This is a genomic window from Mycolicibacterium brisbanense (assembly GCF_001570425.1).
Taxonomy (GTDB): domain Bacteria; phylum Actinomycetota; class Actinomycetes; order Mycobacteriales; family Mycobacteriaceae; genus Mycobacterium; species Mycobacterium brisbanense.
In genome coordinates, this window is record NZ_BCSX01000007.1 from 163,604 (window position 1) to 180,976 (window position 17,373).

21 protein-coding genes are annotated in these 17,373 nt (G+C 66.4%); 11 read left to right on the plus strand and 10 right to left on the minus strand.

What is annotated here, in order from left to right:
* The first annotated feature begins 54 nt into the window (after window positions 1–54).
* Window positions 55–1,395: a HAMP domain-containing sensor histidine kinase gene (locus tag RMCB_RS03210; protein ID WP_062827595.1), complete on the plus strand. Its 1,341-nt coding sequence runs from the start codon at window positions 55–57 to the stop codon at window positions 1,393–1,395.
* A 99-nt stretch (window positions 1,396–1,494) separates the two neighbouring features.
* On the opposite strand, the gene RMCB_RS03215 is transcribed toward RMCB_RS03210, so the two are convergent.
* Window positions 1,495–1,857: an FKBP-type peptidyl-prolyl cis-trans isomerase gene (locus tag RMCB_RS03215; protein WP_062827596.1), complete on the minus strand. Its 363-nt coding sequence runs from the start codon at window positions 1,855–1,857 to the stop codon at window positions 1,495–1,497.
* 31 nt (window positions 1,858–1,888) lie between these two features.
* Between RMCB_RS03215 and RMCB_RS03220 the strand changes: the two genes are divergently transcribed.
* Window positions 1,889–2,137, plus strand: a complete 249-nt coding sequence (locus RMCB_RS03220) for a DUF2630 family protein (RefSeq protein ID WP_029369696.1) — start codon at window positions 1,889–1,891, stop codon at window positions 2,135–2,137.
* 13 nt (window positions 2,138–2,150) lie between these two features.
* Window positions 2,151–3,707, plus strand: a complete 1,557-nt coding sequence (locus RMCB_RS03225; RefSeq protein WP_062827597.1) for a phytoene desaturase family protein — start codon at window positions 2,151–2,153, stop codon at window positions 3,705–3,707.
* 423 nt (window positions 3,708–4,130) lie between these two features.
* On the opposite strand, the gene RMCB_RS03230 is transcribed toward RMCB_RS03225, so the two are convergent.
* Window positions 4,131–4,706: a GrpB family protein gene (locus RMCB_RS03230; protein WP_062827598.1), complete on the minus strand. Its 576-nt coding sequence runs from the start codon at window positions 4,704–4,706 to the stop codon at window positions 4,131–4,133.
* A 168-nt stretch (window positions 4,707–4,874) separates the two neighbouring features.
* Here RMCB_RS03230 and RMCB_RS35775 point away from each other — a divergent pair, with 168 nt between their 5' ends.
* Window positions 4,875–5,087 (plus strand): hypothetical protein, encoded by a 213-nt coding sequence (locus tag RMCB_RS35775; protein ID WP_131805480.1) that lies wholly within the window; start codon window positions 4,875–4,877, stop codon window positions 5,085–5,087.
* A gap of 2 nt (window positions 5,088–5,089) precedes the next feature.
* On the plus strand, window positions 5,090–5,299 hold the full coding sequence (locus RMCB_RS03235) for a hypothetical protein (RefSeq protein ID WP_062827599.1): 210 nt from the start codon (window positions 5,090–5,092) through the stop codon (window positions 5,297–5,299).
* On the opposite strand, the gene RMCB_RS35965 is transcribed toward RMCB_RS03235, so the two are convergent.
* The 7 genes from RMCB_RS35965 to RMCB_RS03265 all read right to left on the minus strand — a co-directional run bounded on the left by RMCB_RS35965 (window position 5,296) and on the right by RMCB_RS03265 (window position 10,677).
* Window positions 5,296–5,445 carry a hypothetical protein gene (locus RMCB_RS35965; protein ID WP_165606245.1) on the minus strand — a complete coding sequence of 50 codons (150 nt, stop codon included), beginning with the start codon at window positions 5,443–5,445 and terminating at the stop codon, window positions 5,296–5,298. The two genes, RMCB_RS03235 and RMCB_RS35965, sit on opposite strands and share 4 nt — an antisense overlap.
* Before the next feature lie 408 nt (window positions 5,446–5,853).
* Window positions 5,854–6,324 carry a MarR family winged helix-turn-helix transcriptional regulator gene (locus RMCB_RS03240; protein ID WP_063979573.1) on the minus strand — a complete coding sequence of 157 codons (471 nt, stop codon included), beginning with the start codon at window positions 6,322–6,324 and terminating at the stop codon, window positions 5,854–5,856.
* Between the two features lie 128 nt (window positions 6,325–6,452).
* Window positions 6,453–7,337 carry an LLM class F420-dependent oxidoreductase gene (locus RMCB_RS03245; protein WP_072278399.1) on the minus strand — a complete coding sequence of 295 codons (885 nt, stop codon included), beginning with the start codon at window positions 7,335–7,337 and terminating at the stop codon, window positions 6,453–6,455.
* 266 nt (window positions 7,338–7,603) lie between these two features.
* On the minus strand, window positions 7,604–8,260 hold the full coding sequence (locus RMCB_RS03250; RefSeq protein ID WP_062827601.1) for an NADPH-dependent F420 reductase: 657 nt from the start codon (window positions 8,258–8,260) through the stop codon (window positions 7,604–7,606).
* Between the two features lie 68 nt (window positions 8,261–8,328).
* Window positions 8,329–8,976, minus strand: coding sequence for an FMN-dependent NADH-azoreductase (locus tag RMCB_RS03255; RefSeq protein WP_062827602.1), 648 nt, complete (start codon window positions 8,974–8,976; stop codon window positions 8,329–8,331).
* Between the two features lie 179 nt (window positions 8,977–9,155).
* A complete protein-coding gene (locus RMCB_RS03260; RefSeq protein ID WP_062827736.1) occupies window positions 9,156–10,037 on the minus strand; it encodes an alpha/beta fold hydrolase in 882 nt (293 codons plus the stop codon).
* Between the two features lie 148 nt (window positions 10,038–10,185).
* On the minus strand, window positions 10,186–10,677 hold the full coding sequence (locus RMCB_RS03265; RefSeq protein WP_063979567.1) for a MarR family winged helix-turn-helix transcriptional regulator: 492 nt from the start codon (window positions 10,675–10,677) through the stop codon (window positions 10,186–10,188).
* 163 nt (window positions 10,678–10,840) lie between these two features.
* On the opposite strand from RMCB_RS03265, the gene RMCB_RS03270 reads away from it, so the two are divergent.
* From RMCB_RS03270 to RMCB_RS03280, 3 genes are read left to right on the plus strand one after another with little or no spacing between them, the layout of a single operon-like run.
* Window positions 10,841–11,557 (plus strand): cutinase family protein, encoded by a 717-nt coding sequence (locus RMCB_RS03270; RefSeq protein WP_084388349.1) that lies wholly within the window; start codon window positions 10,841–10,843, stop codon window positions 11,555–11,557.
* Window positions 11,455–12,201, plus strand: coding sequence for an NADPH-dependent F420 reductase (locus tag RMCB_RS36945; protein ID WP_072278400.1), 747 nt, complete (start codon window positions 11,455–11,457; stop codon window positions 12,199–12,201). The genes RMCB_RS03270 and RMCB_RS36945 overlap by 103 nt, the downstream gene beginning before the upstream one ends.
* On the plus strand, window positions 12,153–13,640 hold the full coding sequence (locus RMCB_RS03280; protein WP_062827605.1) for an APC family permease: 1,488 nt from the start codon (window positions 12,153–12,155) through the stop codon (window positions 13,638–13,640). Before RMCB_RS36945 ends, RMCB_RS03280 begins: the two co-directional genes overlap by 49 nt.
* On the opposite strand, the gene RMCB_RS03285 is transcribed toward RMCB_RS03280, so the two are convergent.
* Window positions 13,637–14,374: a FadR/GntR family transcriptional regulator gene (locus tag RMCB_RS03285; protein ID WP_062827606.1), complete on the minus strand. Its 738-nt coding sequence runs from the start codon at window positions 14,372–14,374 to the stop codon at window positions 13,637–13,639. The two genes, RMCB_RS03280 and RMCB_RS03285, sit on opposite strands and share 4 nt — an antisense overlap.
* Before the next feature lie 67 nt (window positions 14,375–14,441).
* Between RMCB_RS03285 and RMCB_RS03290 the strand changes: the two genes are divergently transcribed.
* From RMCB_RS03290 to RMCB_RS03300, 3 genes are read left to right on the plus strand one after another with little or no spacing between them, the layout of a single operon-like run.
* The gene (locus RMCB_RS03290) at window positions 14,442–15,221 is read left to right on the plus strand and encodes a gamma-glutamyl-gamma-aminobutyrate hydrolase family protein (RefSeq protein ID WP_063979568.1); all 780 of its coding nucleotides are present in this window, start codon (window positions 14,442–14,444) and stop codon (window positions 15,219–15,221) included.
* A complete protein-coding gene (locus RMCB_RS03295) occupies window positions 15,205–15,975 on the plus strand; it encodes an SDR family NAD(P)-dependent oxidoreductase (protein WP_062827607.1) in 771 nt (256 codons plus the stop codon). The genes RMCB_RS03290 and RMCB_RS03295 overlap by 17 nt, the downstream gene beginning before the upstream one ends.
* Window positions 15,960–17,327 carry a glutamine synthetase family protein gene (locus RMCB_RS03300; RefSeq protein WP_234791977.1) on the plus strand — a complete coding sequence of 456 codons (1,368 nt, stop codon included), beginning with the start codon at window positions 15,960–15,962 and terminating at the stop codon, window positions 17,325–17,327. Before RMCB_RS03295 ends, RMCB_RS03300 begins: the two co-directional genes overlap by 16 nt.
* The last annotated feature ends 46 nt before the right edge of the window (window positions 17,328–17,373 follow it).

Consider the following 17,373-nt stretch of genomic DNA (forward strand, 5'->3'; position numbering starts at 1 on the left):
TTGCGCGAGGAATCAACGACACATGACGAGCGCTTGCGCGAGGAATCGATAGCCATGAGCGTGCTCACCCGGATCTTCCGCCGCACCCCGTCGCTGCGGACCCGGGTGGCGTTCGCGACGGCCATCGGCGCGGCCATCGTCGTCATCATCGTCGGCACCATCGTGTGGGTCGGCATCACCAACGACCGCAAGGAGCGGCTGGACCGCCGCCTCGATGAGGCAGCCGGATTCGCCATTCCGTTCCTCCCGCGCGGCCTGCACGAAATCCCGCGCTCCCCCAGCGAACAGGACGCCGTCATCACGGTCCGGCAGGCCGGCGACGTCACCTCTAATTCGACGGTCATCCTGCCCGAGCTGCCTGCGGGCTACGCCGACACCGACATCGACGGGGTGCGCTGGCGCGTGCGCACGGTGCAGATCCCCGCGCCCGGGCCCATGTGGGTCGCGGTCGGAGCGACGTATGACGCCACCATCGCCGACACCAACAACCTGCACCGGCGGGTCATCGTGATCTGCGTGTTCGCCATCAGCGCGGCGACCGTACTGGGTTGGGTGCTGGCCGCATTCGCGGTGCGCCCGCTCAAACGGCTGGCCCAGCAGACCCGGCAGATCGACGCAGGTGACGAGGCACCCGACGTCGAAGTCCGAGGAGCCACCGAAGCCGTCGAGATCGCCGACGCCGTCAACGGCATGCTGCAGCGCATCTGGTCCGAGCAGGACCGCACCAAGGCCGCGCTGGCCTCGGCACGCGACTTCGCGGCTGTGTCGGCACATGAGTTGCGCACGCCGCTCACCGCAATGCGCACCAATCTCGAAGTGCTGGCCACCCTCGACCTGCCCGACGAACAGCGCAAAGAAGTGGTCAACGACGTCATCCGCACCCAGTCGCGGATCGAGGCGACGCTGGGCGCACTGGAACGGTTGGCGCAGGGCGAGCTCACCACCACCGACGACCACGTCACGGTCGACATCACCGAGCTGCTCGACAGGGCCGCCCACGACGCCAGGCGCGTGTATCCGGATCTCGATGTGTCCCAAGCCCCCACACCGACCGTGATCATCGTGGGCCTGCCGACCGGTCTGCGGCTCGCCGTGGACAACGCCATCGCCAACGCGGTCAAACACGGCGGGGCGACCCGGGTGCAGCTCTCCGCCGTCAGCTCACGCGCCGGAGTGGAGATCGCCGTCGACGACGACGGGGTCGGGGTGCCCGAGGAAGAGCGGACCGTGGTGTTCGACCGGTTCTCGCGAGGTTCGACGGCGTCGCGCTCCGGCTCAGGCCTCGGCCTGGCGCTCGTGGCTCAGCAGGCTGAACTGCACGGCGGGACAGCGGCTTTGGAGTCGAGCCCGCTGGGCGGCGCCCGGCTGGTGCTGCGACTGCCCGGGCCGCATTAGCCCGGCGCGACGGAGTCCCGGTATCGAGATTCGCGTCAGGGACACTTCCGTCGCCGGATGTGTCCCTGACGCGAATGTCGGTGGAAAGTTGGCGGGGCGTCAGCGAACGGCGAGCAGATCGATGACGAAGATCAGTGTCTTGCCCGAGAGCCGGTGGCCAGAGCCGGCCGGGCCGTATGCCTGCGCAGGCGGGATCACCAGCTTGCGACGTCCGCCGACCCGCATGCCCGGGATGCCGTCCTGCCAGCCCTGGATCAGCCCGCGCAGCGGGAACTCGATGGACTCCCCCCGATTCCACGAGCTGTCGAATTCGTCGCCGGTGTCGTACTCGACGCCGACGTAGTGCACCTCGACGTTTCCGCCGGGCACGGCCTCGGCCCCGTCGCCGACCACCAAGTCGGTGATCTCAAGTTCGGCGGGGGCCGGGCCGTCCGGAAATTCGATCTCAGGTTTTGTACTCACCGGACCAACCGTAGTCGGGCAGACTGGCCAGGTGGCCAAAGATCAAGACATCCTCGCCGAAGTTCACCGACTCGTCGCCGAGGAGCAGGAGCTGCGGGGAAAACTGCAGCGCAGGGAGATCGACGAGACCGAAGAGCGCCAGCGCCTGCAGTCGCTGGAGGTAGCCCTCGACCAGTGCTGGGATCTGCTGCGGCAGCGCAGGGCGTTGCGGGAGACTGGGCAGGACCCGCGGGAGGCCAGAGTGCGTCCGGCCGACGAGGTCGAAGGCTACCGAGGCTGACAAGGCGAGGGCGATGAGTGAGAAACGGTTCGACGTAGTCGTCGTCGGCGGTGGGCACAACGGCTTGGTGGCCGCAGCGTATCTGGCCCGTGCCGGACGCCGTGTCCAGGTGCTCGAACGCCTCGACCATGTGGGCGGCGCGGCGGTGTCCGCACACGCCTTCGACGGGGTCGACGCCCGGTTGTCGCGGTATTCGTATCTGGTCAGCCTGTTGCCGCAGCGCATCATCGACGATCTGGGCGCCCGCATCCGGCTGGCCCGGCGCAGTTACTCGTCGTACACCCCCGATCCGGCCACCGGCGGTCGCACAGGCCTGCTCATCGGTCCCAACTCGACCTTCGCCGCGGTCGGCGCCCAGGCCGACGCCGCAGGCTTCGACGACTTCTACCGCCGCGCATCACTCATCACCAAGCGGATCTGGCCGACCCTGCTGCAGCCCCTGTGCACCCGGACCGAGCTGCGCAGCCAGGTGCTGGCCGGCCAGGACGGCGACGCCGCGGCGGCCTGGGAGGCACTGGTCGACCGGCCGATCGGCGCCGCCATCACCGACGCCGTCGACAACGATCTGGTGCGCGGGGTGCTGGCCACCGACGCTCTGATCGGCACGTTCGCCGACGTGGACGATCCGTCTCTCATCCAGAACATCTGCTTCCTCTACCACCTGGTCGGCGGCGGCACCGGCGACTGGGACGTGCCGATCGGTGGCATGGGTGCGGTGACCGGGGCGCTGGCTGCCGCCGCGGCCGGATTCGGCGCCGAGATCATCACCGGCGCAGACGTTTACGCGGTCAACCCGGATGGCGAGGTGCGCTACCGCAAAGACGGGGCCGCGCAGCGGGTAGAGGGCGATGTGGTGCTGGCGAACGTGACGCCCACCGTGCTGGCGGGCCTACTCGGCGAACCGGCGCCCGAGACCGCGCCGGGAGCTCAGGTGAAGGTGAACCTGATGCTGCACCGACTGCCCCGGCTGCGCGACGAGAGCGTGACGCCGCAGCAGGCGTTCGGCGGCACCTTCCACATCAACGAGACCTACAGCCAGCTGGGCAACGCGTACAAGACGGCGGCCGACGGCTCGGTGCCCGATCCCCTGCCGTGTGAGATCTACTGTCATTCGCTGACCGACCCCACGATCCTGTCCGAGCAGCTGCGTGCGGCCGGTGCTCAGACGTTGACTGTATTCGGCCTGCACACCCCGCACGCGCTGGCCTCCGGTGATCCCGACCGGATGCGGGACAGGCTCACCTCCGCTGTCTTGAATTCACTGAATTCCGTTCTGGCCGAACCGATTCAGGATGTCCTGATGGAGGACTCCGCGGGCCGGTTGTGCATCGAGGCCAAGACCACGGCGGATCTGGACGCGGCGCTGGGCATGACGGCGGGCAACATCTTCCACGGCGCATTGCGCTGGCCGTTCGCCGAGGACGACGAGCCGTTGGACACCCCGGCACGGCGCTGGGGCGTGGCCACCGCCCACGATCGAATCCTGCTGTGCGGCTCCGGATCCCACCGCGGCGGCGCGGTATCGGGCATCGGCGGGCACAACGCGGCGATGGCGGTGCTGGAGGCCTGACGCGGCAGCGTCGGTCCGACCCCTGACGCGGCACGGCGGTCGCGCTGCCGTGCGACTTTGCTGTGCGCATCAGCCGGTCGGGCCGCGATCGGAAAGATCTGTGTCCGATCTCGTTAAATGTTGCAGTCAGGCCTGGTGTCGTTGTCGAGTTTGCAAGGCCTTTCGGGACATTCCGCCGCGGTCTTTCCCGAAGTACTTTGCATTTTCGCTGTGAGCGACGGTCGTTTCTCTGTGCGCGGATGCTGAACCGCCGCGGCATGTCCGGAGTCACGTTGTTCAGTGATTGTCTGCGGCCACGTGGCGTCGCAGTCAGAGATCTGCACGACCATATTCACCACAATCGCCTGGATACGTGCGTGACAGCTGTTGTCTCGCTTCTAAAGATTCGAGAATGATCAGTTCCTGTTTCGGACATTGTTTCGGTCAAACGGTCCATCCTGAGCGCGCCGCCCATTTCTCCGCCCGGGCTGTGATTTCGGTGATAAGTGGACTCTTGGCGGCGGCGTAGGCGTTCATGTCGGGCCAGTCCCGCTGCGCGAGCTGCGTTTTGAGTGAGTTGTACGTTGCGCGATCGGATTCGTCGTAGCGCAGCCCGTCACGAAAGAGTAGCTGGCGGCGTTCCCAATCGCTGCCCGCGGTACAGACGTGTACGTGCACCCCTAAATCTGGCGTGCGCACCATGCGATGCCCAGGCTCGCGGACCCTGAGCTGGTAGCCGGCCGTGATGAGGTCAGTCAGGTAGTCCTCTTCGCGGTCGACATCTCCAACACTCAGGGCAATGTCGATAATGGGTTTCGCGGCAAGTCCAGGTACGGAGGTGGAGCCGATGTGATCCACCCGCACGGCCTTGACCCCGAGAGCGGTCGCGATCGTTTCACGCTCGACTGCGAACTTGGCGGACCATGCCGGATCTGGCGGTACCACCTTGATGACGCGTTTCTCCACCCCGCCGATCAGTTCAACGGGTTCTGAAGGTTCAGTCTGACTGATATCACCCACGCTCGGGTTACACCATCGGGATCGCGTCGTCTCGTTTCTAGAGAATCTAGATCGATCACTGTCACGTGATCGTGCAGCAGACAGGAGCTTGTCGGTGGTGCATGTTGGACTTACTTCCGAAACCGACTGCGGACTGGCCGCGCCGGGGCTGAAGCAAGGAGACGCCAGATGAGTAGTTCCGGGAAGTTCGTCCCCAACAAGGCAGGCATGGCCAAGCTGCAACGTGACCTCGAGAAGCAATTCTCGGCGGGGATCCAGATCCCCTTGGGCGGCACCGAGTCGGACGCCATCGACGAGGTCAAGAAGCAGATGAAGGGCATGGGAATCACGCCCAACGACGCCGAGGTCCGCAAGCTCGTTCAGAAGCACCGAGGCAGCTGACGGTGGGCAACGCCGACCCGGTTCAGCTGGGTATCGAGACAGCAGAAGCGCTGCAACAGGCACTCGCTGAGCTTCTCTCCGACGCGATGAACGTGCAGATAGCCGCGATCAACGCGAGTCCCGATCAGTTTGAGGTCCTCGGGCTCCGCGCCGACGTGCCCGATGGGTCCACGGTGCGGCGATCCCGAATCGTGATTCCCTGCAGGCGTTAGCCTCCGCTAATCGTCGAGTAGGCCGTGAGGCCAACCTGGTCGGCGCCCTGCTGCCAGCTGTCGCCCTGGTTGTGGATGTCGTCGTTGGTGTGCACCGCCATGTTGGGGTCACGCTGAGCTTTCCGGACGTTCGCTTCGGACGACATCTCGGTGGCGGCATCGAAACCGAAGCCTGGCCAGAAGCCTCTCGGGCGCCGACCCGGAAAGCAACGCCGCAAGCGTCGCCGTTAGTGATGCAGCGCCGCGGTCCGGGCATCGCAGCGCAGCCTTTGGCGGATATCTACAAGGCGCTTGACCGTCTCGTATGTAGAGAAACGAGGCGACTCAGATCCTGTCTCATGGACTGGCGACCTTGCAGGCCGAAGTGCGATCGGCGGCGTGCCGAGACGAGCGAGGCGACGCGAACAATCAGCGCGCCGCGCTGTTTCGATTCTAGAGATCCGGGAAATCATCAGCTCTGGCCTCACGAGGAATGGGAGTGGGAGCGGCCCAAGGCTTTCCCGTGGGGCTTGGGTGTAGCCGGCGACGTGGACGCGCCGCTGGCTGCTCACGGCTCAACGAGGAGAGAGTTGGGGGCCGTTGGCGAGGTTGGTCATAGCTTTGGTGAGCAGGGCGTGCAGGGTGTGGAGTTCGGCGGGGTCGAGGCCGAGCATGCGGTGTTCGAGGTCGGCGGCGACTTGTTCGATGTCGGCGAGGCGGCGGCGTCCGGCTTTGGTGATGAGCACGTTGTGTTTGCGGCGGTCTTCGGAGGATCGGCGGCGTTCGATGAGCCCTTCGTCTTCGAGGCCGTTGAGCAGGGCCACCACGCCGGTGGCGTCGATGCCGAGCGCTTGAGGGAGTTCGGATTGGGGTTGTTCGCCCAGGTCGCGGAGCAGGGTGAGGACGACGGCGTGACGCGTCTTCATGCCATGCGGCAGCAGGTCGCCGTCTGCTTCGGCCTGCATGCGCCGCAGGATGTAGTTCATCATCACGCCCACCATGTTTTCCGGTGATTTCAAGTCGTTGCCGTCACCTGAACCGCTCATGCGGTCGAGAGTACCGGCGCGATTCGACAATCCCATCCCTCCTTCGATTCGCGTTGTGCAAATCGTTGTACGGCTGCTCCGGCGGTCGGCGGCAGCGGCGCGTTGACCGCCGCCGCCCCCCAGTGCGGTTATACGGTCGGTGTGTCAGCCGGCGTGGTCAGCCCGAGCGGGCCGGCGAGAGCGGTGAGGGCGGGCACCAGGCCCTCGGGCTCGGTCAGGACCTGGATGGCGACGTGGTTGGCGCCGGCGGTGATGTGTTCATTGAGTCGTGCGGCGATCTGTTCGGTGGTGCCGTAGGCGATCATCGCGTCGACGAGGGCGTCGCTGCCGGGTGCGTCCATGTCGGCCTCGGTGAACCCGAGCCGAGTCCAGGTGGCGCGGTAGTTGGCCAGCGGCAGATAGACGGCCAACGCGTCGCGTCCCAGGGCGCGGGCCTGCTCGACGTCGGTGGTCATGATGACCTTGTGCTCGGGGGCCAGGCCCGCGTCGGGGCCGATCAATTCACGGGCGTCGGCGGTGTGCTGCGGGGTGGTCAGGTACGGAAGCGCTCCCCCGGTGCGATCGGCGGAGAGCTTGAGCACCCGCGGACCCAGGGCGGCCAGGACGCGGCGTTCGCGGGGAACGCCTTGGCGGTCGAGTTCGTCGAGGTAGTCGTTGAGCGCGTCGTAGGGCTTGCGGTAGGCGCTGATGGCCTCGGGGTGCCCGGCCCCGATACCCAGGACGAACCGGCCGGGATAGGCGTCGGCGATGCGGTGGTAGGACCGGGCCACCTCGGTGGCGTCGGCGGTCCAGATGTTCACGATGCCGGTACCCACGTGCAGGGTGTCGGTGGCGGCCAGGATCGGGTCGACCCAGGACAAGTCGGCCGGCGGTGGGCCGCCGGCCCACAGGCCGATGTAGCCCAGCGCCTCGATCTCGCGCCACTTCTGCGGCCCGAGATCGCGGAACATCTCGTAACTGCCGAACACGCCGTAGCCGGCTTGGTGGTTCTTGGTCTCAGCTGTATCACTCACGAAATCAGATTACGGGCTGTTTGTTACGATGTACAACAAAATAATAGTTTGTATCGTGCAAATGATATGTGGGCGGCATGGCCACCGGCGATGTTGCCGTCCGTCCGCCCGCCCACAGATGGGTGAGGTCGGCCGCGTTGGTCGCGCTTCCGGCGCGGCGGCGTTGGACGTGTTACCGGCTGGGGTTGCGGAGCCCGAATGCCCGTCAACCACCACCGGTTTGATGCCGGTGGTGGCTGACGGGGAACCTGCGGTGGGGTCTGTTGTTACTTGGCTGCGGCGGGTTCGACGAAGACGCGGCCGGCTAGCGCGCCGGGGGATTCGTGCAGCACGCCGCCGGTGACGAGGCCGCCGAGGTTGATCGCCACGTAGCCGACGTCTTCGATGAGTTGTGCGGCGACGGCGTGGGCGTCGTCGTGGTCACTGGAGTGGAACAGCACCTTGGGGGCGCCGTCGACGGTGGGGCCTTCGTCGTAGCTGGTGGACAGCATGTGGTTGAACGCCTTGACGACCTTCGCGCCCGGCGCCAGGTCTTCGATGACCTCGCTGGAGGTTTTGCCGCCGGTGTCGGCGCGGGTAAAGCCGGGCATGATGATCGGGTTGTTGGTGTCGACGAGGATCTTGCCCGACAGATCCACCCCAGCCAGTGCGGCGGGGATGTCGCGCCAGGCGACGGCGACGAAGACGACGTCGCGGGCCGCGGCCTCGGCGGGGGTGCCGACGCTGATGCCGAGCGGTTCGAATGTCTCGGTGAGGGTTTCGGGGTCGCGGCTGTTGCTGATCAGGACGTCGTGGCCGGCCTTGGCCAACTGGGTGCTGACGGCTTTGCCGATCATGCCGGCGCCGATGAAGCCGATGTTCATGGTGGTCTCCTTCTGTGTGTGCTGCCCGATCCACCCGGCGCCGATGAGGCCGATCTTCACGGTGGTCTCCTCTGTACGCGCGGGTCGCGGGCGGAATGTCGTTGTCTCGGGCGGTGTGGGGGTGGTGGTTAGGCGGTGGCTTCGGTTGCCGGCCAGAGGGTGTCGATCTCGGCCAGGGCGGCGGCGTAGCTCTTTTCGTGCAGCGGGATTAGGTCGGCCATGGCGGGGTTGACCGGGGCCATGGTGAGTTCGGCCGTGATGACGCGCGGCGCCAGTCCGGTCGGGGACACGCCGGACACGATCCACTTGCCGGCGTGGTCCCAGCCCGCACGCGGGGTGCCTTCGCCGTAGCCGCCGCCCTGGCTTTCCAGCACGATGAACTCGGTGTCGCCGAGCAGGCCGGCGCCGGTGGTCGGGTCGAAGGACAGTCCGGCGGCGATGAGGTGGTCCACCCAGGCCTTCACGATGCTGGGGGCGCCGTAGTTGTAGAGCGGCAGGCCCAGGATCACGGTGTCGGCAGCCTTGATCTCGTCGATCAGACGCTGGGACAGGGCGAAGGACTCGGCTTGGGCGGGGGTGTGCTGCTCGGCGGGGATGTTTCGGGCCAGGCCGCTGGCGGCGTCGAAGTGGGGGATCGGCTCGGCGGCCAGGTCGCGGTAGGTCACCGTGCCGCCGGGATGGGCTTGCGCCCAGCGTTGGGCGGCGTGGGCGCTGAGTTTGCGGCTGATGGACGCGTCGCCCTGGATGGAGGAGTCGATGTGCAGGAGGTGGCTCACGGGTCGTGCCTTCCAGTCGATGGATCAAGAAGAATTCGTTTGTGTCATGCAAACTATAACAATCATATGCATCGTCAAGAAATTCCCGTCGTCATTGGTTTGCAAGGTAGCGACCCGGTGAACAGATGGCGACAGGCGCCGACCCGAGGTGGGTCGACGCCTGCCGCTCAGTTCTCGAGTCAAGGTCGGGTGGTCTGCAGACGCCCCAGGAAGGTGCGGATGAGACCGCTGATCTCCTCGCCGTGTGTTTCCAGGGCGAAGTGGCCGGCGTCGAGGAGGTGGAATTCGCCGTGAGGTAGGTCGCGCCTGAATGCCTCGGCGCCTGCGGCGCCGAAGATTTCGTCGTTCCTGCCCCAGGTCACCAGCAGCGGTGGTTGGTGGCTGCGGAAGTACTCCTGGAATGTGGGGTAGCCGTCCAGGTTGAACTGGTAGTCCCAGAACAGTTGCAGTTGGGTCGCCGCGTTGCCCTCGCGGTCCAACCCGGCTTGGTCGAGCAGCCAGGTTTCGGGGGCGATCCGGTCGAGCCGGTCGGCCGGCACACCGTGGGTGTACTGCCAGTGGGTTTTCTCGGCGGTGAGGTATTCGCGCACTGCTCCTTCGTTGGCGGCCCGGTCTTTGGCGTGGGCGAACAGGATGTCCCAGAACGGTGTGAAGCCCTCCAGGTAGGCGTTTCCGCTCTGGGTGATGATCGCGGTGATCCGTTCGGGGCGGGCGCTGGCGATGCGCAGGCCGATGGGTGCGCCGTAGTCGTGGATGTAGATCGCGAACCGGTCCAATCCCAGGTGGGTGATGAGCTTTTCGGTGATGTCGGTCAGCCGGTCGAAGCTGTATGTGAACTCGTCGACCGTGGGCATCGACGACCGCCCGAATCCGATATGGTCGGGCGCGATCAGGTGGAAGCTGTCCGACAGGGAGTCGATCAGGTTGCGGAACATGTGCGAGCTGGACGGGAAGCCGTGCAGCAGAAGCAGGGTGGGGTTCGCTCTGTCCCCGGCCTCGCGATAGAAGACGTCGAGCCCGTCGATCGTCACGGTGTGGTAGCGGGTGCTGAAGGCAGCCACGAGGAGCCTCTCTTCCTTGTTGTGGTGGGTGATCCAACTTCGATGCGGAAAAGCGGCTTTCAACCAGAACGATTGCCGCACACAGTGATCGCCGATGGCGATCGACTGACCTGACGCCCGACCGTCGAGCGCCAGAAGAACCGAACTGTTAGTTCGGTGTCCCCGCCAGCGGGGTGACCATGGGGGCCTGCGGTCCGTCCGCCGCGCCTGCGGCGCACTGCACCGACAGTGCGCGCAGCTGGCTGCGCTGCCCGGTGTCGATGTCGAACATCCGACACTCCAGGGACGCGACGATCGCCTCGCAGTCCTGCAGCCGCCGCTCCGCGGCGGTGATCACCACGGTGTGGCGGCGCCGATCCTGCGGGGAGTGGCGACGCTCGACCAACCGGAGCGATTCCAGATCGTTGAGCAGCGCCACGGTGGTCGTCGCGTCCACGCCCAGGGCGTGCCCGAGATCGGACTGTCCGCGTTCCCCGAACTCCCGCAGCACCGTCAACGCGATCATGTGCCGCGCCTTCAACCCCAGCGGCATCAGCTCGGCCTCCAGCTCGGCACGCAGCCGACGAGCCAGGTAATCCAACAGCGGACCCACCACCTCCACCGACGCTCCCAAGTCAAGAACCTCTGGACGATCGTTCATTCCAACAATAATACAGGAATAACTAGACGATATCACTCGTATTGATAGTTTGCATTCTACAAATGAATAGTTGGAACATAGGACCGAGGAAGGGCCCGCCATGACACACACCCCGCTTTCCACCCCGCCGGTCCGACGTTCGGACCCCAGCCTGATTCGCACGATGCTGTACTTGCTGGCGTTGGGCGCGGTGGTCGCCGGCCTGCTGATGACGGTGATGCCGGGCACCGCGCACGCCGAACCGCAGGCCCGAACCAATGCCGTTCCGGCCGCCGTCACCGCCACCGGGTGCGCCGACGTCGAGGTCCTCTTCGCCCGCGGCACCTTCGAGGGCCCCGGCGTCGGCAAGGTCGGCCAACCCTTCGTCGACGCTTTGCAACAGCGCCTGCCCGGTCGCACCGTCAACGTCTACGCGGTGAACTACCCCGCCTCCCTGGACTTCGCCCGCGCCGCTGACGGCGTCCTCGACGCCGCCACCCACATCCGCGACATCGCCGCCGCCTGCCCCAGCACCGACATCGTGGTCGGCGGATACTCCCAGGGAGCCGCGGTCAGCGGCTACGTCACCAGCGACACCGTGCCCGCCAACTACCCACTGCCCGAAGGGCTTACCGCAGCCCTGGCCCCAGCCGTCGCCGATCACGTCGCCGCGGTCGCTCTGTTCGGCAAGCCCTCGGCCGGCATCCTGAATCTGCTGCAGCACGACGCCCCGCCCATCACCATCGGCACAGCCTTCGCCGGCAAGACCATCGACCTGTGCGCCGACCAGGACCCCGTATGCGCCGGCGGACTCAACCGCTCCGCCCACAGCGCCTACACCACCAACGGCATGCCCGCCCAAGCCGCCGACTTCGTGATCACCCGCCTGCACAATCGCTAACCACTCACCGGCCGAATCACGCGGCCACCGGACGGCCCCAGGGCGGCCCACCCCGCCGACGCGCCGAACCCCCACCAGGCGGCCGTCGCCGGGCCGCCCTGGAGGCCCCCCACCCACTACAACGACTCGAGGAGCACCCCCTGAAGATCGGATTCATCGGCGCAGGAGATCTCGCCCAGGCCATCGGCGGCCAACTCGCCGCCGCCGGCCACGACGTCACCCTGTCCAACAGCCGCGGCCCCCACACCCTCACCACCGTCGCCGCCGACCTGGGTGTCACCGCCGACACCGTCGCCCAGGCCGCCGCCCACACCGTGGTCTTCCTCGCCGTGAACTGGACCGCCAACCCCGCCGCCCTCGCCGCGGCCGGCGACCTCACCGGACGCGTCCTCATCGACACCACCAACCCCATCGAAGTCCCGCACTTCCCCAAATACGACCTCGGTGGCCGCACCTCCAGCGAGATCGTCGGCGACCTGGCCCCCAGCCTTCACCCGTACGCGACAATTTGCGATTCACCCCGCCAACCGCTCGCAATGCTCCTATTCTGCAATGGCCCTACCTTAGAACCATGCAGCGTAGAACGGAGTGACCAGTGGCATTACCAGGCAACCAGCGCCCGGACGAAGTCGGCAGCCAGCTGAAGACGGGAGCGATGGGCGTCCGCTCGATTGTGTTCATGGTGGTCGCGACAGCAGCACCGCTGACCGCCATGGCCAGTGCGTTCCCGCTCGCCGTGGCCCTGGGAAACGGTCTCGGCGCACCGGGGACCTACGTCGTCGTGGCCCTCATCCTTGCGCTCTTTGCCGTCGGCTACGCAGCGATGAGCCGGCACGTGACCAACGCGGGAGCGTTCTTCGCCTACGTCACTGTGGGGCTGGGGCGCCGCCTCGGCATGGCCGCCGGGTTCGTCGCCGTCTTGGCGTACAACGTCCTCGTGCTCTATGTCGTCGGGCTGGTCGGCTACTTCGCCGACAACATCTTTGCGACGGAACTCGGGATTCACGTTCCGTGGCAGGTGTTTTCCTTCGGACTGCTGGCGGTGGCGCTGGTGGTCGGAATTCGCGGGGTCGAGGTGAACGCCCGCGTGCTGGGTGTGCTGCTGATTCTCGAGACCGGACTGCTATTGCTCGTCGATATCGCGACGCTGGTCGTGAAAGGACCCGCCGCATATCCCATCAGCTCGCTGAGTCCCACCGAAATCTTCAGCGGCGCAGTCGGAATCGGGTTCATGTTCGTCTTCATCTCGTTCATCGGCTTTGAGGCGACCGCCATTTTCGGCGAAGAAGCGCGCGACCCTCGACGCACCGTGCCGCGTGCGACGAAGCTCGCGATCGCGTTCATCGGCATCGTGTACCTCCTGTCGTCGTGGTCGCTGATCGCGGCGTCCGGTGGCAGCGAAGCACCCGCGGCGGCCGCCGCAGACCCCGGGAACTTCGTGTTCAACGCCGCCCATGCCGTGCTGGGTGGCTGGTCGACGCACGTGATGAGCTGGCTGCTGCTGACCAGCCTGATCGCCGTTCTGTTCGCCTTACACGGCATGGCCACCAGGTACCTGATGGCGTTCGGCCGCGAAGGGGTGCTGCCGCGCCCGCTGGGCCGCACGCATCCCCGTTATCGCACACCGCATATCGCCGCATGCACGCAGGCGCTGGTCGTCGCAATCGCGGTCGTCGGTTACTCACTGGCCGGGGCCGACCCCTACCTCGACCTCGGCAACCAAACCGCCGGGCTCGGTGCGCTCGGGGTGATCGCTCTGATGGGGACAACCTCGATTGCCGTTATCGGTTTCTTCCTGCGGCGATCCGATCGGCATTGGTGGACGCATCTCGTCGCGCCGGCGCTGGCCGCCGGGGGCCTGTTCTGCGGGTGCTACCTGATCATCGACAACTACCCCCTGCTGACCGGCAGTGATTCGGCCATCGTCAATTCGATGCCGTGGCTGCTGGTGGCCGTCGCGCTCATCGGCTACATCGTCGGCGCTGTGCGGCCGCTGCGCACCAACCTCGACGTCTTCGGCACAGGCACGATCAGCGAAGCGCCACAGGAGAACCGCGTCTCGCCATCGCTGGGCGACAGCTAATCGGCACTCGGCAGTGGATGCGGCCCGACCGCATCCACTGCGTTCTTGCCGAAGATCAGCAGCTCCAACTCCTCGCGCGTCTGCTCGAGGTGGTCCTCCATGGCGCGACGAGCCCGATCGGCATCCCCGTCGCGGACGGCCTCGTATACCGCGAGATGACCGGCCCGGCTCGATTCGACGACCTCGGTGTAGACCAGCGCGTCCAGCGGCGCGAACATCTCCCCGCGGGCACTGGCGATGGCCGATTCCAGCCGCGGATTACGAGCGGCCTGGGCCAGGGCCGCATGAAAACGGGCATCGCTGTTGCGGAACGACACTCGCGAATCCGATGTCGACATCTCCTCGATCGCCGCTGCCATCGCCTCGAGTTCCGCGTCGGTGCGTCGAGTGGCCGCAAGCTTTGCCGCCTGGCCTTCCAGACCGATCCGCAAGTCCAGGATGTCCGTGACGTCACCCACGCCGCTGCGTATCTCGCTGAGCCAGTTCCGGTACGGCAGATCGAGTTGCGTCACGAAGGTGCCGCCGGTGGCACCCCGGCGCACCTCGACATAGCCTCCCGCCTGCAGCAGGCGAAGGGCTTCCCGAACGCTGACCCGGCCGACGCCCATCTGCTTGGCGAGATCGCGCTCCGCAGGCAACCGGTCGCCGGGGCTGAGTTCACCCGCGCGGATGCGTGCGCGCAGCCGCCGAGCGATGTCAGTGGTGACGGTCGGGGCTCCGAGGTCAAGGTCCATAGGTATCAAGTTAGAACGTTAGGCGGCGGCATTGACGAAACACGCCAATGGTTCTAACCTCAGTCCAATGACCCATCGAGATGTGGATCACTACCCGCGTCGCCCAGTGATCGGCATTACCGGACGCAGACAGCCCGCAGGCCCACTGGCGGTGCCGGTAGTCCGGGATGCATTGGTCGAGACGTTCTTCGTCGACTATTCGACCGCAGTATCCGCCGCAGGAGGTCTGCCGGTGCTGCTCACCATGGAATGCGATCCCGTCGAGGTGACCGCACGGATCGATGGCCTGGTGCTCTCCGGCGGGGCCGACATCGATCCGCGCCGCTACGGCGCCACCCCCGGTGCACACGCCACGCCGGCTGAGCCCTTGCGCGACGAGTTCGAACACGCCGTGCTCGGCGCCGCATGGCTGCGCGGCATCCCGGTTCTCGGGATCTGCCGCGGCAACCAGGTGATCAATGTCCACCGCGGTGGCACACTCGTCGCGCATCTGCCCGCGGATTCCGGTGAGGCCCATAGCTTCTTGGGCTACCCGCGCAACCATCGCTCGCACCTCGTCGAATTCGTGGACGACTCAGTGCCACACAGCCTCTATGGCAGGCGACTCCGGGTCAACAGCCTGCACCACCAGGCAGTGGACGAGGTGGGCACCGGGTTGGCCGTCACCGGGCGCGCCCCCGACGGTGTCGTCGAATCGATCGAAGCTCTCGACGCACCCGTCGTCGGGGTCCAGTGGCATCCCGAGATGCTCGACGGGACAGACCCGCTGTTCGACTGGTTGGTCGACAGCGCCAGACAGCACAGCACCACCAACAGAAAGCAGGAGGAAGATGTCGTCATCGCATGAGAACCGCGTCGCGCTGGTGACCGGTGCCGGATCCGGTATCGGTAGGGCCATCGCCGAGCGGCTCGCAGGCCACGGCGTAAAGGTTGCGTGTGTCGACGTCGACCACGTCCGAGCGAAGGAAACCGCCGACAGCATCGCCGAATCCGGCGGCCAATCCCTGGCCTTGGCCGCCGACGTGCGCGACCGCGAGGCGATCGCTGCCGCGTTCGAAGCCACCGCCACCGAGTGGCAACGCTTCGACTACCTCGTCAACAACGCCGGGCTGATCACCATGTCGTCGCTGGAGGACCTCACCGACGACGAGTGGGATCTGGTGCTCGACGTCAACCTCAAGGGCGTGTACATCACCACCCAGTTGGCGGTACCGTACTTCCGCAAGGCCAATCGCGGTGCCGTGGTGAATCTTTCGACAGTCGAGGCCGACGTGGTGGTGTCTTCACAGGGGTTCGCCCAAGTGCATTACAACGCCTCCAAAGGCGGTGTGAAGATGCTGACCAAGGCCCTGGCGGTAGAGCTGTCGCGTTATAACGTCCGGGTGAACGCCATCGCCCCGGGCCCCGTACCCACCAATTTCCTGCCCGGCGTGGACTTGAACAGCCCCGAGGTGCTGGCCGTGATGGAGTCCCGGCTGCTGGTCAAGCGCCTCGGCAGGCCCGATGACATGGCCGCGGCGGTGTCCTTCCTGCTCTCCGATGACGCCTCGTACATCAGCGGCGTGCAACTTCCCGTCGACGGCGGGTGGCTGACCCGATGACCGGGCTGCTCGACATCACGGACCTGCGCGGCCAGGGCATCGACACCGTGATCGTCGCCGGCGTCGACATGTACGGGCGGCTCTTCGGAAAACGCCTGCCCGTCCGGTCTTTTCAGCGCGTTCTCGGCGAGGGCCTGCACGTCTGCACGTGCGTGTACGCCTGGGACGTCAACCAGGACATGGACACCCTGAAAGTGGAATTCGCCGGCGCGCACACCGGGTGGCACGACTTCCGGCTGCTACCGGACCTGACCACACTGCGCCGGGCGGCCTGGCTGGAGGGCACGGCGATCTGCCTGGCCGATTCGGTGGACGAGGAGTCCGGCGAGCCATTGCCGGTGGCGCCGCGGAGCATCCTGCGGCGTCAGGTACAGGCCCTTGCCGACCAGCAGCTCACTGCTTATACCGCAACCGAACTCGAGTTCCACCTGTACCGCGGCACACCAGACGAACTGCGACGCAACGGATACCGTGACCTCGACCCGACCACGCTGACCCGATCGGACTACGCGATCGGCGCGGGCAACGCCATGGAGCCGTTCTTCCGCCAGGTCCGCAGCGCCTTGGAGGACAGCGGTGTCCCGGTCGAGGTCGCCCAAGCGGAGTACGGGCTCGGGCAGTGGGAGATCAACCTCGAATACGCCGAGGCGATCGAGACCGCCGACCGCCATGTGCTGTTCAAATGTGCGGTCGCCGATCTGGCCCGGGCACACGGCATGACCGCCACCTTCATGCCGCGACCGTTGACCGACGGCATGGGCTCGTCCTGCCACATCCATGCCTCGGTACGCGGATCGGATGGCAGCAGGCCGTTCTACGACGCCGAAGCCGACCGGACCGCGAGCGCACCGCTTCGGCACGCGGTCGCCGGGGTGCTCGACCGTGCCTGCGACCTCATGCTGTTCTATGCGCCGACAGTGAACTCGATGCGCCGCATCATCAGCCACGACTTCGCAGGCAACGGGTTGACGTGGGGATTCGACAACCGCACAACCACATGTCGGTTGATCACCGGCGGGCCGGACGCCAACCGGCTGGAGTTGCGGTTACCGGGCGCCGACGTCAACCCGTATCTGGCATCCGCGGCGATACTCGGGAGCATGCGCGACGGCATGGCCCGACAGATCGATCCCGGCCCTCCGTGCACGGGTGACGGATACGCCGAAGCGCACGGCGAGCTGCCCCTCACGCTCGATGAAGCAGCCCAGCACCTGGAGCAAAGCCTGTTCGCCGCAACCACATTCGACAAGGAAGTGGTCGGCCACTACGCCACCGTGGCCCGCCACGAGTGGCTGCAGTTCCTCCGCGCGGTCAGCGACTGGGACCGCGACCGGTACTTCGAAACCATCTGATCCGCCCGTATGCGGGTGGCCGAGCCAGCGCCACCGCGTACCGGGC